This is a genomic window from Bacillus luti (assembly GCF_009739945.1).
GTDB lineage: Bacteria > Bacillota > Bacilli > Bacillales > Bacillaceae_G > Bacillus_A > Bacillus_A luti.
Map to the genome: position 1 here is coordinate 2,169,951 of NZ_CP040336.1, position 19,214 is coordinate 2,189,164.

The 19,214-nt window shown below is 37.7% G+C and carries 16 protein-coding genes and 1 pseudogene; 14 read left to right on the forward strand and 3 right to left on the reverse strand.

The features are described 5' to 3' along the window. Positions 1-343: 343 nt before the first annotated feature. Together EUC40_RS11115 and EUC40_RS11120 are read left to right on the forward strand one after the other, a co-directional pair. Entirely contained in the window at positions 344-910 is a 567-nt protein-coding gene (locus EUC40_RS11115; protein WP_063259541.1) for a TetR/AcrR family transcriptional regulator, read from the forward strand. Positions 911-968: 58 nt separating this feature from the next. Further along, positions 969-2,825 (forward strand): alpha/beta fold hydrolase, encoded by a 1,857-nt coding sequence (locus EUC40_RS11120; protein ID WP_156575088.1) that lies wholly within the window; start codon positions 969-971, stop codon positions 2,823-2,825. Positions 2,826-3,199: 374 nt separating this feature from the next. Here EUC40_RS11120 and ltrA read toward each other — a convergent pair whose 3' ends face one another. The 3 genes from ltrA to EUC40_RS11135 form a co-directional block, all read right to left on the reverse strand. Then, positions 3,200-4,846 carry a group II intron reverse transcriptase/maturase gene (gene ltrA, locus EUC40_RS11125; protein ID WP_001097732.1) on the reverse strand — a complete coding sequence of 549 codons (1,647 nt, stop codon included), beginning with the start codon at positions 4,844-4,846 and terminating at the stop codon, positions 3,200-3,202. Between the two features lie 1,020 nt (positions 4,847-5,866). Then, on the reverse strand, positions 5,867-6,667 hold the full coding sequence (locus tag EUC40_RS11130) for a CPBP family intramembrane glutamic endopeptidase (RefSeq protein ID WP_000130117.1): 801 nt from the start codon (positions 6,665-6,667) through the stop codon (positions 5,867-5,869). 335 nt (positions 6,668-7,002) lie between these two features. Next, positions 7,003-7,338: a hypothetical protein gene (locus tag EUC40_RS11135; protein WP_156575090.1), complete on the reverse strand. Its 336-nt coding sequence runs from the start codon at positions 7,336-7,338 to the stop codon at positions 7,003-7,005. Positions 7,339-8,277: 939 nt separating this feature from the next. Between EUC40_RS11135 and EUC40_RS11140 the strand changes: the two genes are divergently transcribed. The 12 genes and pseudogenes from EUC40_RS11140 (at position 8,278) to EUC40_RS11195 (ending at position 19,214) form a co-directional block, all read left to right on the forward strand. Then, positions 8,278-8,787, forward strand: a complete 510-nt coding sequence (locus tag EUC40_RS11140) for a DinB family protein (RefSeq protein WP_156575092.1) — start codon at positions 8,278-8,280, stop codon at positions 8,785-8,787. A 458-nt stretch (positions 8,788-9,245) separates the two neighbouring features. Further along, positions 9,246-9,551 (forward strand): arsenical resistance operon transcriptional regulator ArsR, encoded by a 306-nt coding sequence (arsR, locus tag EUC40_RS11145; RefSeq protein WP_000046014.1) that lies wholly within the window; start codon positions 9,246-9,248, stop codon positions 9,549-9,551. 60 nt (positions 9,552-9,611) lie between these two features. Continuing rightward, the gene (locus EUC40_RS11150; protein ID WP_156575094.1) at positions 9,612-10,049 is read left to right on the forward strand and encodes an ArsI/CadI family heavy metal resistance metalloenzyme; all 438 of its coding nucleotides are present in this window, start codon (positions 9,612-9,614) and stop codon (positions 10,047-10,049) included. A gap of 18 nt (positions 10,050-10,067) precedes the next feature. Then, complete coding sequence (gene arsB, locus EUC40_RS11155; protein ID WP_071711687.1) at positions 10,068-11,108, forward strand: ACR3 family arsenite efflux transporter; 1,041 nt, start codon at positions 10,068-10,070, stop codon at positions 11,106-11,108. A 20-nt stretch (positions 11,109-11,128) separates the two neighbouring features. Beyond that, the gene (gene arsC, locus EUC40_RS11160; RefSeq protein ID WP_071711688.1) at positions 11,129-11,533 is read left to right on the forward strand and encodes an arsenate reductase (thioredoxin); all 405 of its coding nucleotides are present in this window, start codon (positions 11,129-11,131) and stop codon (positions 11,531-11,533) included. A 322-nt stretch (positions 11,534-11,855) separates the two neighbouring features. Next, positions 11,856-12,866 carry a LacI family DNA-binding transcriptional regulator gene (locus EUC40_RS11165; RefSeq protein ID WP_071711689.1) on the forward strand — a complete coding sequence of 337 codons (1,011 nt, stop codon included), beginning with the start codon at positions 11,856-11,858 and terminating at the stop codon, positions 12,864-12,866. Between the two features lie 53 nt (positions 12,867-12,919). Continuing rightward, a complete protein-coding gene (locus tag EUC40_RS11170) occupies positions 12,920-13,351 on the forward strand; it encodes an RbsD/FucU family protein (RefSeq protein ID WP_071711690.1) in 432 nt (143 codons plus the stop codon). Between the two features lie 59 nt (positions 13,352-13,410). After that, positions 13,411-14,916 carry a sugar ABC transporter ATP-binding protein gene (locus EUC40_RS11175; protein ID WP_156575095.1) on the forward strand — a complete coding sequence of 502 codons (1,506 nt, stop codon included), beginning with the start codon at positions 13,411-13,413 and terminating at the stop codon, positions 14,914-14,916. A gap of 34 nt (positions 14,917-14,950) precedes the next feature. After that, complete coding sequence (locus EUC40_RS11180) at positions 14,951-15,955, forward strand: ABC transporter permease (protein WP_071711692.1); 1,005 nt, start codon at positions 14,951-14,953, stop codon at positions 15,953-15,955. Positions 15,956-16,002: 47 nt separating this feature from the next. Beyond that, complete coding sequence (locus tag EUC40_RS11185) at positions 16,003-16,998, forward strand: ABC transporter substrate-binding protein (protein WP_071711693.1); 996 nt, start codon at positions 16,003-16,005, stop codon at positions 16,996-16,998. Positions 16,999-17,042: 44 nt separating this feature from the next. After that, positions 17,043-17,691, forward strand: a pseudogene (locus EUC40_RS11190) (class II aldolase/adducin family protein). Positions 17,692-17,720: 29 nt separating this feature from the next. After that, positions 17,721-19,214, forward strand: coding sequence for a rhamnulokinase (locus EUC40_RS11195; protein WP_156575097.1), 1,494 nt, complete (start codon positions 17,721-17,723; stop codon positions 19,212-19,214).

Below are 19,214 nucleotides of genomic sequence, written 5' to 3' on the forward strand. Positions count from 1 at the left end.
GTTTTAGGTGCGTTTCTTTTTCTTAAGTTGAGGGGCATGGGGTCAGTTCAACTTTATCCCGCTTTAATGGGCAGTAAGACCCCCACCTCAAAATGCAGCGAAAGCAAAGAAGTTAGGTGGGGGTCGGGCTGCCCATAAAAGTCCGATTGGTTCAACTAATAATCATTGGGGGATGAAGAAAACCCCCAATGATTAAAGTTTCACTTTATTCAAAATAAGATTTTTTTGCAGTAAAATCAATGTTAGTGGAACTTTTTTAATTAAATTTTTTCAAAATTAACATAAATGCTTGCAACATTTAAATTAGTACTATATAGTTCTAGTTATGACAAAGGTAAAATTAATGAATCAAAAACGTGTGATTGAAGTAGCTGCAACATTATTTTTAGAAAAAGGGTTTGCTTATACAAGTATGGATGAATTAGTACGTGTAAGTAAAGTTTCAAAGTCTAATGTGTATTATCACTTTTCTAATAAGGAAGTATTATTAGAAGGGGTCGTTGATTATTGGATTGAAATGTATCAATCTGCAATTGATGACGTACTTTCTCAGACCCAATTTTTAGTTGAAGATCGTATCCAACTGTTTTTAAAACAATTATCACAAGGAGTTCAGTCGAGAGAGTATAAGGGGAGCTGTCCATTTATTACTCTTTATATTCAAAGTCCTAAACAGGCCACGCAAATAAAAGAAAAAATAGGTCTTTTTTTTACAGGATTACAAAAGAAAGTTTCTCTATTACTTAAACAAGGGGTAGAGAATGGAGAATTCAGAAATACGATTAATATTGATGAGGTTGCATCACTTTTTATTACAAATCTTGAAGGAGCGTTATTTATTTCAGAAACATTGAAGGATGCAACTGTAATCACGAAAACAGCAGATCATTTTTTAAAATTGCTTCGATAAAAGAAGCATTTTTTTTACATTAAATTAGTACTGATTAGTACTAAAAGGGGGATTTTATATGAGAACAGTATTTTTAACTGGTGGAACAGGCTTTATTGGAAAGCAATTAGTGAAAGAATTAGCCAAAGAAGATGTTAAAATTCTTCTTTTAGTAAGGTCGAAAAGTAAAGCAATACGCATTTTTCAAGAAAGAGGCATCTTAAAAAAGGCAGTTATGCACTTTATTGAAGGTGATTTGACGAAAATAGATTTAGGTCTAAGTGCTGAAGATAAGGAGAGGGTATTGAAAACGGATGTGATTATTCACGCAGGAGGCCCCATGGATATTCAAACGACAAGTAAAGAGGCAGCGTCCGTATTTTTAAATGGCGCCAAACACATTAGTGAATTAGCTAAAAGTATTCATCAATTGAAGGGCTTGCAACAATTTATTCATGTTGTAGGTTATATGAGTCCCTTTGATGATAAAAATAGCAAGATTGCAATTGATGTGTTTCAAGAAGGAAATAATTATTTAAAAATAAAAAATCCATATGAGAGAACAAAATTTTTAGCAGATCTTTATATCCGTCAGCACGCATCAGCAGTAGGTTATCCGCTTTCGGTAATTAATCCGCCAACTGTAGTCGGTAGTAGTAAAACAGGGAGTACAGAGCAGATAGCAGGATTAGGTTTGCTTGTGATGAGTATGCGAAGAGGGCTCATGCCAGTGATTCCTGGAGGTAAGGGATATAGGTTACCACTTATTTCAAACGATGAGCTTGCGAAGTTTATTGTGCAGGTTTTCAGATTGGAACAACCGACTATTCAAACATATACACTTGTTGAAGACAAACAGCACGATCAGAACATTGCTGAATTATTAAGTATTATGTCGGAAAGTATGAATATGAGGGCACCAAAAATCTCTGTCCCAATGCCACTTATGAAAGCAATTATGAATAGTGGGGTAAGTAAAATAACAAAAATTCCTTCTGATGGACTGAATTTTATTACAAAACGAAAATTTTCAAATGTTTCAGCGAAAAAAATTATGGGAGGAGATTGGTTTAAGAAGACGAGTGTAATGAAATTTTTCCCTGCCGTAGTAGCTGATCTGGATTATCGAATGATGTATCAAAATGGCCAGCATAATCATTTATTTAAACGAACATTATGCGATAACAATACCCTTTACCAATTACAAGGAGAGGGTAAACCGTTTATTTTATTACATGGTTTATTGAGTGATGGAGAGGATTTATTTCCTTTAGCACAAGAGCTTCATGAAAAAACTGGTCAACCTGTATGGATCTTGGATCTTCCAGGTTTGGGACGCTCTCCTTTTAAACGAGAGAAAAATCTTCTAGATGTCTATTTGAATGTAGTGAAAAAGTTATTGGAGAAAGCTACTAATGGTGCACATCTAATTGGCCATTCATTCGGTGCGTTTATTCTTCTGGAGGCATTGGTACAAGAGTACATAGATAAGAAGTATTCAATCACTTTACTTCAGCCACCTGTTGTTAAAAAAAATGCTAAATCGCTAAATGTTCCTCAATTTATGAACAAATGGACATTAAAATTGGCAACTACTAATTTGATAGAGCGATATTTATTAAGTAATGGTTTGTTTGAAAGTATGGAAAGCATCCCTGAACATTATATTAAAAAAATAAGTAACAGTTTTACTTCTCCTAGAATTTTAAATACTACGGTTCAGCTTAACAGTTTACTACTGAAAAACGATCAAGGTGATTTCAATGAAGTAACAAAGTATAATCTTCACATTATTTGGGGGGATTATGACAGAGGCTACTCTGCTCCATCGCATCTTGGTAAGGTTGATTTTGTTCCATATGGCCATCATTTTCCTCTTAGCCATCCGAGTGAAACGGCAACATTAGTAATAAAAAATAGTAATACTAGCAGATGAGAGTGTGGGATAAATAAAAGTGTGTAGTAAGATCGTTGTGTCTTTGAAATAAAGTCGTACTGTTTGGGGGCCCAACACATCACCCTCAAGTTAAAATTTTATAATGCTCCAAAACGAAAAATTTGAGTCCTTTATAGCAATGAAGTTCATTTTATCGTTTTGGGGCAACCTGATCTGTTAGGTTGATGGACATGGAGTACCGCCAACAAGACGCGAATTTTGCAGGCTAAGAAAAAAACAATAAGCTGTCCACATGGACAGCTTATTTAGTCGGGTAAGCGGGGGGCATCGCTGCCCCCAACTCCCCTCAGAACCGTACGTGACAGTTTCCCATCATACGGCTCAAGCCTTCTTTTTATCCGATTTCAGTCCCTTTAGTATAGGCAAGGTAAGTGAACTAATTTTAAGTTTAAATTAGACAATATGAGGTGTTGCGGAACAGGCATGTCTTTTACGACTACCTTTTCCCCGTTTTGTAGTGGAGTTTTGCAGATAGCGCAGCGGTAACCTTGTTTTCTAGCCAGCTTCATTCTATCCATCGTGTTTTCCGTATCAAATACCTTACGGTCTCTTTTTTCCCAGTATTCTTTCAATGTTGGGTCATCAGGACTATTTTTGAATTTCACCATGTTGTGTCTCTCAATCTTAATCCATGACATATGTAAGAGTTGGATATTTGTTTTCGGGCAGGTTGGTGTCCAAGCATTTCCACCATGATGTGGATGCCTGTAATATCTTGCATATATCCATTTCCACGACTTCTTTGGATGGAGCTGTCGAAGATGTTTGCCGATTCTCCAATAGATATAGCTATCCATTGTACCAAAGATTTTCTTAGAAACGACATGTTTCCAGTATTGCCCGTATCCTCTGATAATAGGATTAAGCACTCGGATGATTTCTCCGATGGGTTGACCCCTCATGACACGTAAAGTATCTCCAATTTTCTTCTTCGCTTTCTGTCTACTGCCCTTACTTGGTTTGATGAACAGTTTATTCCCCTGTTCAGTTTGGTACTGCCGAATCAAGAATCCTAGGAACTCAAATCCTTCCTCAATATGTGTAACCTTCGTCTTTTCAGGGCTTAATTCCAATCCCCTGTCCTTTAAGTAGGGACGAAGTCTCATATATACAGAGAGTGCTTGTTCTTTTGTCTCCGTTAAGACCACAAAATCATCTGCGTAACGGATAAGGGTAAATTTGCAAGCAGGATTCATAATATAACTATCATTAGCTTTATAGTTTTTCTTGTAAGTAATTCCCAAGGTTTCTTCCATTCCATGAAGGGCAATGTTAGCGAGAAGTGGCGAGATAATTCCTCCTTGCGGAGTACCTTCTTGCGTTTCCGCGAAAAAGCTTTGCTCCATGTATCCCATCTTGAGCCATCGCTTCAATAGTTTTCTTCCTGGGAAGTAAGAAGTTTGTTTGAGTATCCACTCATGGTTGAGATGATCAAAACAGCCCTGAAAATCTCCTTCAAATATCCATTTCTTCTTTGTGCCCCCGTTGATTCTATTGAAAATGCTTCGTATGGCATCATGGGTACTTCGCTTAGGACGAAACCCGTAAGAAATAGCTTCAAATCTGGCTTCCCACTGTGGTTCAAGGGCATTTCGCACTATATTTTGATATACCCTATCCTTTATAGTTGGGATGCCCAACGGTCGCAATTTTCCGTTTTTCTTCACAATGTATATACGTTTTGCTGGTTTTGGTCGGTGTTGTAGCGTATTTAACTTTTTGAGTTGCTCATAGAGAAGATTTCTTTCTCTGCGACTCAAGGCTGTATGTTCATCAACACCTGCTGTTCGCTTTCCTTTATTCTGCTGTGTTACTCGTCTAATTGATAACAGTAAGTTTGCTTCGCTTCTCATGAGTAAGCGTTGAAGTTTTCTTACCTTTCTTTGTTGCTGTAACTGTTCGGCACGGTAAATTCTTTGTCGTAACTTCGTCACATACATCTGAACTGCTTTCCAGTTTGTATACGAGACGTGCGCCGACGCTCGTTCTGAGGTGTTCATAACTGCACGCTCCTATTCGTCAGAAGATAACTTACAAATGTATTTCCATGTTGAAGACCTATAAGAAGTGGGCTCCCTTTCAGGCTTGTCATGGGTTTGTCCGTAAGGACGACAATATCCGCTCAGTTATACATATTTCTATGCTTTCCTGTTTCCTTTCGGCTAGCGGCTTTTGCTTTCTCTTATATCCTTTACCCTCTGCCACATCGTTTGACTTTACAGTCATCCTACTGCTTGCGCAGATGACATAGGGCTTACCAAGTTTCACATTCCACAGATACGACAGGGTTAGGTGGACTCTTTACTCCGGATAAGTTGCGGGATGCAACGCGGCAGTATTATGAGAATGCCTTTCCTCTTATCAAGACCTGGGTAGAGCTGTACGTTATCCCAAGCTAACGATTACGAAGCTTACGAGCCTTCACTCTCGTTCACCGTACCTGTCTTCTCCTAGCGGTATTCCGAGTCATGTACAGACTCTCTGTTTCCACATTTCCTCATGCAACCCACGAGCCCGTTACCAAGTCCGCAGTTTCGGATGGAGATAGACTTTGCATCTAATCTAGTAGCAGAAGCTACCCTGTGGGAATGCGACTTCTTGTCGCACCATAATTCTCGTTACCGGAAGTTGTTTTTACATTCCAGAAGTGTAGAGTGATAATAAAGTTGTTTAATTCGCTATAATAAAGCAAGAGCCTTACTACATATCAAATGTAATAAGGCTTTAAAAAAGTTGTTTAAAACTCAATTGATCTAAAAGAATATTGTTACTTAAAACGATAATAAAGTTGTTTAATTTTTTTCAACTAAAGCACCTGTTACTTTAAGTACAACATTTCACAATCTTACACATTGATGTTAATCACATTTCTTTCAGAAAGGGGAATTATAGGTTAATTTGCGCCCCTGTTAGATAATGGGGGCTGTTCATGTAGTCGTGGCTTCGCCACTCCTGCAAAGACGTTTCGTTTATATAAACGGCTATTCAACAAACTGGAATTTGGCGAACACGGATTATGCTTATACTATTCGCCTGTTCTTTTTGTCGTATATCACAACGGTTACAATTGAAACAAGAACAATCACAGCATTTGCGGCAATGGTTCCTGCCCAAGTCATAGTCATGGTGCCGAAGATGGGGGATGCTGCATTGAACATGGTGTGGAATAATACGCACATAAACACACGGCCTTTTCCTGATATTTTGTAGATTGCCCCGTTGAAAAACCGAAACGCAATGAGTTGAACTGCAAACATCCAAAAGTTAATGAGTCCCTCTCCGTGATTCGTCCCCGGAATGAAGAAGAGAGGGATATGCCATAAAATCCAAATGATTCCAACAAAAACAGAAGACAAGACAAAACCGTATTTTTTGTCAAGTTCAGGCTGCAATATGTACATCCAGCCAGCTTCCTCCAAGCCACCGATAATAAGATTACCAAGCAGGGAAAGGAAGAACGTATAAAATGGAAGCACCATTTCCGTGTGGCCTGAAACTGCAATATGTATCAAAAAATACAGTGCAAGTCCTGCAACAACGAACAAATAGAGAGATATGCTATTTTTGGCATAAAAAACAGTTCTCAACCATTCCTTGAAACCGGCTATTTTGTTATTTTTCTTCAGAACGATATATGAAGCAATAGCGGGCGACAAAATATAGATTGCAAAGGGGATATTCATCCCGAATTGCTGTAACGAGTGAACCCAATTGTGAACCGAATATCCGAATTGCCCAAGAGCAATCAAAGCACCTGACACAAGATAGGCTATGCAAAATGTCAGCATCGTAAATTGTACTGTGATTTTTTTGTCTGTCATGATTTCTTCACCTCACATTTTAAATGTATACATTAAATTTTAACGGATGGACGCTTTGACTTTTATCACCTAATGTTTGCTTTCTGCCAATTCAAAGTTGCGCTCCGCACAAAATATAAATAATCTCCATTACAAATTCTAATTTATCGACTTGTTTCTAAGCCCCAATTATGGCACTATTTCGTGGTACAGTTATTTTTCCGGTACTTCATTAGCTCATGCTTTATCAAGTAGTTAAGCATTACTTCCCAACTTATTAAACTAGACTGCTCCGTTAGCTCTATAGGGAATTAAACAACTTTATTATTTCTTAAAGGACTTTATTGTAAATTAAACTACTTTATTATCACTCTACAAGAAGACCCTGCTATGACAACAAATGTTATCCAAATCAGCGTTATAGTGACTATGAGTAAATTAATAGACCTCAAAACATTACTCATTGTACCCCGCTGTATATTTTTGGTCTGTAAGAATACAAGAATAATTGATGTAATGGTACAGGCATATGTTAAGCCTACTCCAATCCAAAACCATGCGATACTGAATGTACCTACTACTCTTGTTTCATTTCGCTCCCAATACGCCATATCTTGAAATTTTAGGCTGAATATAAATCCAATAATTGCCATAATAAATGGAGCAATATTCCAAGCATTTATTCTCACCATAATCGAATCCCCTTCCATTACACAGCAAATCCCTCTCGTTTGGAGAAAGGGGTTATCGGTTCTTACAATTTGTTTTTTTTAAGTAAGTAAAGCCCCGTTAAATTGGCTCCGAATCCAATGATAATTGCAACAATAAAGATTTTCGAGGAAACAACATGATTCGGAATCAACTTAGCAGTATTTGCCACGATTATTGCGAGGATTCCTAATGATAATAAACCAATGAGATAGGTCCAACCTGTTTTCTTTACCATGCTACATGTACCTCTATTTTCCTAATTATACCATTCGGAAGAGGTAATTTGTTGGGGGATTTGTTTGTATATCCTATACATGCTCGGTTAACATAACGTCTCATTATCGGTAGCAAGTTTTTCATAGAATCCTTGTTTTTACTAAATTTTTTGTCTCTATGTCTATCTATCACTTATACAAGATCTTATTCATCATTGATATAGCGGGGATTCTAGGGAGCTTCGCTATTCTTTTTTGCATAAAATCTTGTATAAAAAAATAGTTAGATTAGTGTGTTTTACTCCGGTTCATTTCAAAATATAATTGAAAATTCATCTTTAAATTAAAAAAAGAAGTTGTTACCTTTATATATTAATACCTTCGAAATATTGTATAACAGATAATTTTTATCCCGCTTTAATGGGCAGTAAGACCCCCACCTCAAAATGCAGCGAAAGCAAAGAAGTTAGGTGGGGGATCAACTGCCCATAAAAGTCCGATTGGTGAGGGCTGATTAAGTTTCACTTTATGCAACTATTGATTAGCATTGCTTATTGTGCTAACGAATTAGGATAGTGTGGCGACCGACAAACTAAATGGTTGCTTATCCTCAATTATTAGAAGGAACGTTCTATCATTTCGCGAATTTATTAGACATAGACGAGTGCTATAATTTTCTATATCTCCATAAAGAGGTGACTACGCATGAATCAAAAACCGTCAGAAGAAGAATATGCCGGAAGCTCCGGCGAATATATCCGTTTGGTGCCGGACGGTAACATCATCGACATTCTGCTCGCCCAGGAAAAGCAAATGACCGAGCTCCTGGCATCGTTGACCGAAAGCCAGGCCGCGTATCGGTATGCGGAAGGAAAATGGACGCTGAAAGAAGTTGTGGGCCACATCGCAGATGCGGAACGCGTCATGACCTACCGCCTGCTCCGGTTCGCAAGAGGGGACCAGACGCCTCTGACCGGTTTCGATCAGGAATTGTTCATGCCTCCTTTCGGAAGCTGGACAACCGCGCAATTGGCCGAAGACTACCGGGCCGTACGGCAATCAACGATCACATTGCTGCGCGGGCTACCGGCGGAGGCGTGGACCCGCAAGGGCACAGCCAACAACCTAAGCATTACGGCGCGCGCCCTCGCGTACGGCATCGCAGGACACGAACTTCATCACATGGGGGTCATCCGAAACCGGTACTTGAGTTAATCGTCGGCTGAGGCCTTTGGAATGGAACAAACACCGCTCATACAACCTTAGATACCGTTCTTATTGGGTTCCCGCCCCACAACGATCAACTTAAGGATTTAGACTATTTTTGAAATTAAAAGCACGTTACTATTCTCTTATGTTAATGAGAAAGGGTGACGTGCTTTTTATGAATATGCATCAAAAACAAGAGTTATATCGATTTCTCTCATTTTGGGGTATTTGTTTTTCTTAGATTGAGGGTGATGGGGCATTACTCTATAATTATCGAATTAAAATTTAAAACAGTTATAGAGACTCCATTCCTCAGAAGTATTTTGACTATTAAGTTGTAAAAAGATATGATGCTAGGAAGTTTTTATTAATCAAAAAAATTTGATTAATAAGTTGCATAAAGAACTAAACAGCGTATATACTATAAATATCAAAAAAAGTTGATGAAAGGAGAGGGAACTACAATGGCACAAGATTTTCAGTTATATGAGAAAAAATTTAAAGCGTTGGCTGATCAGAAGCGTTTAGAGATTATGTATGAACTTTGTCAGCGAGGACAGACGTGTGTATGTGATTTAACAGAGATTTTTGAAATGACACAATCTAAGTTGTCCTATCATTTGAAGATTTTATTAGACGCAGGTTTAATTGTAAAAGAAACAAAAGGTACGTGGAGTTATTATGATTTAAATGATGCGGAAGTGAATAATTTATTGTCAGAAGAATTGTGCTGTATCTTTAGAAAAACAGGAAAAGGTAGCTGCTGTTAAAATTTTGTGCTATTAATCAAAAAAACTTGATTAATGATATATAAAGAGGAGGAATACGGTATGAGATATGTTCACGTCGGTATAAACGTTACGAATTTAGAGAAGTCTATTGAATTTTATGAAAAGGTATTCGGTGTATCACCAGTTAAGGTGAAAACGGATTATGCAAAATTTTTATTAGAAAACCCAGGTCTTAATTTCACGCTGAACGTGCGAGATGAAGTGAATGGAAATCAGGTAAATCATTTTGGTTTCCAAGTGGATACAGCTGAAGAAATTACATTACATAAAGAACGATTAGAAAAAGAAGGTTTCTTCGCGCGTGATGAGATGGATACGACTTGTTGCTATGCGGTGCAAGATAAGTTTTGGATAACAGATCCTGATGGTAACGAGTGGGAGTTCTTTTATACGAAAGCAGATAGTGATGTTCACAAAATAGAAGAGTCATCTTGTTGCACGACTTCTAATGAGGTAGCTAAAAATTCTTGTTGTTAATAGGAGATGGAAAATAAAATGAAGCGTTTATCTTTTCTAGACCGATATTTAACACTATGGATTTTTCTAGCGATGGCTGTTGGGATTGGTTTAGGGTTTGTATTCCCTAGTGTAGTAGATGGACTAAATGCATTACAAGTTGGTACGACGTCTATTCCGCTCGCTGTTGGTTTAATTGTAATGATGTATCCACCATTAGCGAAAGTTCGCTATGAGGAAATGGGCCGAGTATTTAAAGATGTAAAAGTGTTAGTGCTATCTTTAGTACAAAACTGGATTATTGGGCCGGTACTTATGTTTGTTTTAGCAATTATTTTTCTTCCTGATAAACCAGAATATATGGTCGGGCTCATTATGATTGGATTAGCACGTTGTATTGCAATGGTAATTGTTTGGAACGATCTAGCTGATGGTGATAAAGAATATGCAGCAGGTTTAGTTGCTTTTAACTCGGTATTCCAAATGTTATTTTTCTCAGTTTATGCATACGTGTTCGTAACAGTAATTCCGGAATGGTTAGGAATTGAAGGTGCTATCGTTAGTATTACAATGGCAGAAGTGGCAAAATCAGTGTTTATCTATTTAGGAATTCCTTTTATTGCAGGTATGTTGACACGATTTGTATTCGTGAAGTTAAAAGGAAGACTATGGTATGAAAAGGTATTTATACCTAAGATTAGTCCGCTTACACTCATTGCATTGCTATTTACGATCATCGTTATGTTCTCTTTAAAAGGGGAAATGATTGTGAGTGTACCACTAGATGTAGTAAGGATAGCGATTCCGTTATTCATTTATTTTATCGTGATGTTTTTCGTTTCTTTCTTTATGGGAAGAAAAATTGGTGCAAGTTATCCGGTAACAACAACGTTAGCGTTTACAGCAGGTAGTAATAACTTTGAGTTAGCGATTGCGGTAGCGGTTGGTGTGTTTGGTATTCATTCGGGCGCAGCATTCGCAGCTGTCATTGGACCGTTAGTCGAAGTACCTGTCATGATTGCACTTGTAAATGTCGCTTTTTGGTTTAAACGTAAATATTTTAATGATCAATCAACTTAAAAACAAAGGTGGAAAACAACATGGAAAACAAAAAGACAATCTACTTTTTATGCACAGGAAATTCATGCCGAAGCCAAATGGCAGAAGCTTTGGGAAAGAAATATTTAGGAGATAAGTGGAATGTATATTCTGCAGGCATTGAAGCACATGGAGTGAATCCAAATGCGATTAAAGCAATGAATGAAGTAAATATCGACATAACAAATCAAACATCAGATATAATTGATGCAAACATTTTAAATAGTGCTGACTTAGTTGTTACGCTTTGTAGTCACGCAGATTCTGTCTGTCCTTCAACACCTCCGCACGTGAATCGTGTTCACTGGGGATTTGATGATCCAGCAGGAAAAGAGTGGTCTGAGTTTCAACGTGTTCGTGATGAAATTGGTGAACGTATAAAGCGATTTTCTGAAACAGGGGAGTAAATATAAAAAAGAGTCAACTCACACGAGTAGGCTCTTTTTTTATGTACTACGAAACTTCACAATAGAACGATATTACGGCGATAGAATGTGTAATAAACGCCTATCTAATCAAGAAAATAACGGTTCCATTCACGTTTTTCAGGTTATCTGATGAATAGGTGTATTTTTGTAGAAAAAATGTTTATAAAAAGCCTTGAAATATTCTGAAAATTAAATTATTATTATCCATGTAAACTACTAAGTAATCGTTTACATGGATAGATTAAGGGTTTAAGCGAAACTGAAGTAAACGATTTCTTGAAAACTTAGAAAGAGTGATGAAATGGCAAAGTCTACAATTAAAGATGTTGCAATGGAAGCGAATGTGTCTACAGCTACAGTATCTCGTGTGTTAAACGCAAGTGGATTTGTAAGTGACGATATTAAAGATCGTGTTCATTTAGCTGTGAAAAAACTTAATTATCAACCAAATGCGATTGCTAGAAGTTTAAAGCAAGATAAAACATACACGATTGGTGTTGTGATTCCGGATATCACAAACCATTATTACATGACAATTTCAAAGGCGATTGAAGATATTGTGCAACAAAAGGGCTATAACCTTATTTTCTGTAGTAGTCACGAAAATCCTAAGAAAGAGGATAAATTATTGCAGCTACTAGTGGAACAACGGGTAGATGCTATTGTGTTGGCGACTGCTGGAGGTTGTGAAGAAAGAGTGAGAAGTATTCATCAAGCGGGTGTACCAATTGTTTTAGTTGATCGGACCGTTGAGATTGGCGGACCAAAATTAGATTCGGTTGTAGAAAGTAATTTTGAAAGTGCTTATAAATTAACGAGCTATCTTTTAAAACAAGGACATCGATCTATTGGTCTTGTGAATGGATTGTTAAACGTTAGTACAGGTAAAGAGCGATATGAAGGATATAAGAAGGCTTTGGAAGAATTCGGGGTTCAGGAAGATGAAAATTATACGTATAATAGCACTTTTACAAGAGAGGGTGGAATGAAAGCAGTTGATTATTTTCTTAATTTCACCGAGAAACCGTCAGCTATTCTATCCTTAAACAATGAAATGGCATTGGGTGTTCTTCTTGAATTAACGAGGAGAGGCTACTCAATACCAAAGGACATAGTGATAGCTTCTTTTGGTGATGTTGAAGCAGCGCAATTATTACAATCACCTGGCATTATATCAGTAGCTCACAAACCATATGAAATGGGGGAAAGGGTGGGTGATATTTTATTGAAGCGTTTAAATAATGAAGAAGGTCCCTTTCATGAAATATTTACACCTCAGTTACTAATAGATGCACAAAGTATACGTAGTTAAAATGATTCGAAATAATGATTTTCGTTAAGATAAAAATTGGAAGGGAGATAGAAATGCTAAAAGGAATACCGAAAATAATTAGTCCGGATTTAATGAAAGTTCTTTTAGAAATGGGGCATGGGGATGAGATTGTTTTAGCCGATGGAAATTTCCCTGCTGCCTCTTGCGGGGCGAGGCTAATTCGATGTGAAGGACATGGGGTTCTTGAAGTATTGCAGGCAATTTTGCAATTCTTTCCACTCGATACGTATAGTAATCATTCTGTTTCGTTAATGGAGGTTGTAGATGGGGATCCTACCATGCCCTCCATTTGGGAAACGTATGACACAGCGATTAAAAAATACGATCATCATTTTGATGGTTTTGAAATGATTGACCGCTTTGCATTTTATGAAAGAGCAAAGAAAGCTTATGCAGTTGTTGCAACGAGTGAGAGTGCTCTCTATGCCAATATGATTTTAAAAAAGGGAGTGGTTACTGATTAACGCATTATGAAATTAATATATTGTTTGAATAAAAAATTGATAAGGTAGTAGGTGATAGGATGAGTGAATTGCTACTGAAAATGGAGGGAATTAGTAAAGCATTCCCTGGCGTGCAAGCGCTTTCTAGTGTTCGGTTTGAATTAAAAGAAGGCGAAGTTCACGCACTTTTGGGGGAGAATGGAGCTGGAAAATCCACATTAATGAAAATTTTAACCGGTATCTATCAAAAAGATGCCGGAACCATTGTGTATCAGGGGAAAGAAATAGAGGTTCCAGATACAAAAGCAGCACAAAGGCTTGGAATCAGCATTATTCACCAAGAACTTAACTTAGCGCCGGATTTAACGGTTGCACAAAACATTTTTATTGGAAGAGAGCCTAAAGGTTTATTTAATCTATTTTTGAATGAAAAAGAATTGAATAAAAGGGCAACAAAACTATTTGAAAGATTAAATATTAATCTAGATCCTAAAGAATTGGTAGGTGATTTGACAGTTGCGAAACAACAAATGGTTGAGATTTCCAAAGCTCTTTCCTTTGATTCGAAAATATTAATTATGGATGAGCCAACCGCAGCTTTAACGGATACGGAAATCGATGCATTGTTTGTTATGATTCGAAAATTACGACAAGATGGTGTGGGAATTGTATATATCTCTCACCGCATGGAGGAGCTTAAGAAAATTACTGACCGTGTATCGATTATGCGAGACGGTACATATGTAGGAACGATGAATACGAAGGACGCAACGATTGAACAAATTATTTCCATGATGGTTGGAAGAGAAATTGATAACAATCAAAAACCAGAAATAAAAGAAAAAACGCGAGAAAAAGTGCTGGAAGTAAAAAGTTTAAATAGAGGGAAAACGATAAAGGATGTAAGTTTTGAACTTTATAAAGGAGAGATCATCGGTTTCGCTGGATTGATGGGAGCTGGAAGAACGGAAGTAGCCCGTGCCATATTCGGGGCAGATTCACTTGATTCAGGTGAAATTTTTATTAAAGGAAAAAGACAGAATATTAAGAATCCTTCTGATGCAGTGCAACATGGAATTGGATATTTATCTGAGGACCGAAAACAGTTTGGTCTTTTAGTTGGGATGGATGTAAAAACAAATATTGCAATGGCATCTATGAAAGATTATGTAAATCCTTTTGGCTGGATGCGTGTATCTAAGGTGGACCAACAATCTGAAGAACTCATTCAAAGATTGCGAATAAAAACACCATCAGGTAATCAATTAGTCAAAAATCTTTCAGGAGGGAATCAGCAAAAAGTTGTTATAGGCAAGTGGTTGACTAGAGATTCAGACATTTTAATCTTTGATGAGCCTACTCGCGGGATTGATATTGGGGCAAAAGATGAAATTTATAGGTTACTCAATGATTTAGCCCGGCAAGGAAAATCTATCATTATGATTTCCTCAGAACTTCCTGAAATATTAAGAATCAGCCACCGCGTGATTGTTATGTGTGAAGGAAGGATAACTGGAGAATTGAAGAATGATGAAAAAGCATCGCAAGAAGCGATCATGACTCTTGCGACAAAACGAATTATGTAAGGGATATTAACGGATAATAAAGGAGTGAACAAGAATGGAAATACAAAAGGCAGTCGAATTTCCAGTTGAAGGGAAGATAGGGAAAAGGATTAACTCAAATGCTCTTCAGCAGCTTCTAGCATTTGCAAGTTTAATTGTGCTTATTGTCATTTTTTCAATTGCTTCATCTAATTTTCTACAATTTGATAACATTATAGGAATCTTTCTATCGACAGCTGTTACGGGCATCCTTGCTCTAGGTGCAACGATGATTATCGTTACAAGTGGAATTGATTTGTCGTGCGGAACGGTACTGACCTTGACTTCGGTAATGACGGGTGTTTTTGCTGTCAACTTAGGTTTACCGGTTGGGGTAGCTGTTATCTTTGGGATTTTAATAGGTGCAGCAGCAGGGTGGATTTCTGGCTCTGTCATTGCGAAGCTGAAGATTCCGCCATTTATTGCAACGTTAGCGATGATGATGATTGCGAAAGGATTGGCACTTGTTATTTCTAAAGCTACTCCGATCTATTTCACTTCTATACCAAGCTTTAACAAAATTGCTATGGGTTCTATTATTCCAGGGTTTGCTATTCCGAATGCTGTTTTAATCTTTTTTGGAATGGCCATTTTCGCAAGCTTAATTTTAAATAAAACGATAATCGGAAGATATACATTTGCACTAGGAAGCAATGAAGAAGCAACTCGTCTTTCTGGAGTGAATGTTGATAAATGGAAAATAATCATCTATATGATTGCAGGTGTTTTTACTGGTGTTGCAGGGATTATCATGGCATCTCGTCTAAATTCTGCACAGCCAGCTTTAGGTGCAGGATATGAATTAGAAGCAATCGCAGCAGTCGTTATCGGAGGAACGTCCTTAAGTGGTGGTAAAGGAACGATTCTTGGTACTGTTATCGGTGCATTGATTATGAGTGTGTTAACAAATGGTCTTCAAATTCTTTCGGTACCTCAAGAATGGCAAACCGTAGTTGTTGGAGCGGTTATCCTATTAGCAGTTTACGCGGATGTGCTGCGAAATAAAAAAGCAAAGAATTAAATGCGATACTGTGTTTTAAATAAAACAATATATAGGGGGAATTTTGGATGAAGAAAGCAAAAAAGGGCATAGTTTTATCGTCAATTCTCGCAATCTCAATGTTTATGGGAGCGTGTTCTTCAAACAATGCAAGCACGGGAAGTAAGGATAGTGATGCACCTGCAAAAGATGACGGCAAACGTTATGTGGCTATCATTTCAAAAGGTTTCCAGCATCAGTTCTGGCAAGCAGTTAAAAAAGGGGCTGAGCAAGCAGCAGATGAGTACAAAGTAAATATTACATTTGTAGGTCCGGAAACGGAAGCGCAGGTTGATAAACAAGTTGAAATGCTTCGTAATACACTTGATAAAAAACCAGATGCGATCGGATTTGCGGCATTAGACTCTAAGGCAGCACTTCCTTTATTAGAACAAGCAAAAAACAAAAAAATTCCGATTGTTGCATTTGACTCAGGTGTTGAGGGCGATATACCTGTAGCAACAGCTGCAACGGATAATAAAGCAGCAGCAGCTCTTGCAGCGGAGAAAATGGCTGGATTAGTTGGTGAAAAAGGGGAAGTAGCAGTTGTTGCTCACGACCAGACAAGTAAAACAGGTGTTGAGCGCCGAGATGGCTTTGTAAATACAATCAAATCAAAGTATCCGAACATCAAGATTGTCGATATTCAATATGGTAGCGGTGATCAATTAAAATCGACTGACGCTGCTAAGGCAATTATGCAAGCGCACCCAAATGTAAAAGGCATTTTCGGTACAAATGAAGGTTCTGCAATTGGGGTAGTAAATGCTGTTAAAGAATTGAACAAGAAGAGTGTAGTAGTTGTTGGCTTCGATTCTGGTAAACTACAAATCGATGCGATTAAGAGTGGAGTAATGGCAGGCGCGATTACGCAAAATCCAATTGGAATTGGTTATGAAACGGTTAAGGCCGCTGTTGAAAATTTAGATGGTAAAAAAGTATCAAAAACAATCGACACTGGTTTCTTCTGGTATGACAAAACAAACATTGATGATCCGAAAATTAAAGAAGTTCTGTATCAATAAGCTATAAAGCAATACTAATACGATAGAAATTGAGGTGTATAACATTGTCTAACGTAATAAATGATTTGAAATTATATGCAAATAAGATTGTCCAAACTGGTCTTGTAGTAGGAGCAGGTGGAAATTTAAGTATGAGAGACGGGAATATAATGTATCTCTCCTAGCGGTTTTGATTTGCAAGAGATAGAAGATCACCAGTGGGTACGTGTCAATATTGAAACAGGCGAGATATTGGATGATTTAAAACCATCTTCTGAAATATTAATGCATCTAGAATGTTTTCGTAAACGTCCTGATATAACATCTGTTTTACATGCTCATCCAAGTTATTCGGTAGGTGTATCGTGTACTGGTCATACCATTCCGAGCCTATTCCCAGATTTTCCGGCAATGATCAAAAGCGTGGCTTATCTTGAATATATGATTCCGACTACAGAAGTATTGGCTAATGCGGTATCAGATGTGATTGAAGAAAATGACGTAATAGTAATGAGAAATCACGGGGTATTGACGGTAGGTAAAACAATGAAAGAAGCATATTTTCTAATGCAAATTCTAGAAGAAGCGGCAAAAGTATATACGATTGCATCAACAGTAGGCGTGCCAAGAATTCTTGCAGAGGAAGAATGCCAGGAGTTAAGAGATCTATCTTCAGAGAAATATAGATTACAACTACTAAAGGACGCAGAATAATTAAGAATGCTTCCAAAGGGCGTGAATGAATGGAAAAAGTTTGGGCTTTTGATTTAGGGGCATCTAATGGGCGTTTAATGGTAAGTGGGTTTGATGGGAAACGTCTGTATCTTGAAGAGGTGCATAGGTTCTCTAATCGCCCTGTTTACGCAACAGGTCATTATTATTGGGATATTTTAAGGGTATTCCAAGAAATGAAGAATGGAATTGGGAAAAGTATTAGAAACGGTCATAAGTCGATTGAAAGTTTGTCGATTGATACGTGGGGCGTTGATTTCGGACTTCTATCTGAAACAGGTGAACTGCTTAGCAATCCGTATTCTTATAGAGATCCGCATACAAATAGTAGTTTAAAAGAAATAATGGAAGTCATTCCGAGGGATGTTTTGTTCTCTCGAACGGGCGTCACGCCAGCAGCAATCAATACGATTTGTCAGCTTCATGCTATAAAAAAGCATAATCCAGATTTAATGGAAAAGGCAAAAACGCTTTTATTAACGCCAAACTTGCTTAGCTATTTATTTTCAGGTGTAAAGGCGAATGAATATACGATTAGTACAACGACATCGTTATTTAACATTCACGAGCGTAATTGGGATACTGCCCTCATGACAAAGTTGAGATTGCCTACAGAAATGATGGCACATATTGTGATGCCGGGAACCACTCTTGGTCCAACACTTTCTTCGATTCACAACGAGTTTGGCATGCAACCTGTTAAGGTTATTGCTGGTACAGGGCATGATACCGCCTGTGCTCTTGCTGCATTGCCTGTAAAGTCAGAAAATTCAGTGTTTATGAGTTGCGGTACGTGGATTTTAATGGGTGTCCAAGTAAAGGATCCAGTAATAAATGAACAGGCTTTGGAATGGGGCTTTACAAATGAAGGAACGGCAGATGGCGAGTTTCGGCTACTTAAAAATATTATGGGATTATGGCTCATGCAAGAATGTAAAGCGGTTTGGGAGAAAGAAGGTAAGGTTTTTACTTACGAAGAAGAAGCAGCGTTTATTCGAAATACAAAACCATTTGCACACTTCATAGACCCAGATGATCCTGCTTTCTTCAACCCGGAAAATATGCCAAAACAAATCCGGGATTTCTGTATAAAGAGCGGTCAACAGCTTCCTGAAACGGAAGGAAGCTTCCTCCGTTGCATTTTGGAGAGCCTTTCACTCAAGTATAGGTGGGTGTTAGAGAAACTTGAAATTTTAACTGGAAAATCGATAGAAGTTATCCATATGGGCGGCGGGGGTATTCAAAATGATTTATTTTGTCAATTCACCGCAAATGCGACTAACCGCCTTGTTGTAGCGGGACCAGTTGAAGCGAGTGCGATTGGAAATGCATTATCGCAATGGATCACACTAGGAAAAATAAAAGATTTAAAGGAAGGTAGAGAGATTGTTGAAAATTCGTTTACTGTTAAGCACTATCAACCTCAAAATCAATTAGAATGGCAGGAAGCATACGGACGTTTTTCTGAAATAATCGACCAAAATGTAATGGGAAAGGGGTTTTAA